Origin of the sequence: Mesorhizobium sp. M5C.F.Ca.ET.164.01.1.1 (assembly GCF_004792125.1) — a bacterium.
In the GTDB taxonomy this organism is placed as follows: Bacteria; Pseudomonadota; Alphaproteobacteria; order Rhizobiales; family Rhizobiaceae; genus Mesorhizobium; species Mesorhizobium wenxiniae.
On the sequence record NZ_SRTG01000212.1, the window covers coordinates 1 to 374 of the forward strand.

The 374-nt window shown below is 63.6% G+C and carries 1 protein-coding gene; it reads left to right on the top strand.

All coding sequences use genetic code 11. The annotated features are described in order from the left end of the window. Positions 1 to 374 (top strand): 3-hydroxyacyl-CoA dehydrogenase family protein (locus EN807_RS33175; RefSeq protein ID WP_246684516.1); only part of this gene is annotated, 374 nt, incomplete at both ends.

Here is a 374-nt window from a genome sequence, read left to right on the forward strand (position 1 = left end):
GCGAGCAGGGCCGTTTCGGCCAGAAGACCGGCCGTGGCTTCTATCTCTACGAGAACGGTTCGCGCACGCCGGTACCCGATCCCGAGGTCGAGGCGCTGATCCGCGACAAGGCCGCCGAGAAGGGCATCGCGCCGCGCACGATAGCCGCCGACGAGATCATCGAACGCACGCTCTATCCCCTGATCAACGAGGGCGCGAAAATTCTGGAGGAAGGGATTGCAGCCCGCGCCTCCGACATCGATGTCGTCTGGGTCAATGGCTACGGCTTTCCCATCGGCAAGGGCGGCCCGATGTTCTGGGCCGGTCTCGTAGGCGCGGGCAAGATCATCGAGCGGCTCGAATATTGGCTGGAGCTGACCGGCAAGGATGTTTTC